Annotated in this window: 1 pseudogene; it reads right to left on the bottom strand. The window is 56.8% G+C overall.

From position 1 onward, the window contains the following. A pseudogene (locus tag R0J87_RS22030) lies at positions 1 to 259 on the bottom strand (UDP-glucose 6-dehydrogenase); the annotation flags it as partial.

Raw genomic sequence — 259 nt, 5'->3', positions numbered from 1 at the left:
TCGCCCGGATCAGGTTTTGCGGCACCTGATCGTAATTGGCCAGAAGTTGTTTGGTGTCCTTGGGCAGGCAGTAGCCACCATAGCCAAAGGAAGGATTGTTGTAGTGGCCGCCGATGGGCGGATCGAGGCTTAGCCCCTCGATGATCTGGCGGGTGTCCATACCCCCGGCCATGGCGTAAGAATCCAGTTCATTAAAAAACGCCACCCGCATCGCGAGATAGGTATTGGCAAAAAGCTTCCCCGCCTCGGCTTCGCTTGG

The sequence above is a fragment of the Halomonas sp. SIMBA_159 genome (assembly GCF_046536035.1).
Taxonomy (GTDB): Bacteria; Pseudomonadota; Gammaproteobacteria; order Pseudomonadales; family Halomonadaceae; genus Vreelandella; species Vreelandella venusta_A.
This window is presented reverse-complemented; position numbering and strand designations above follow the sequence as displayed.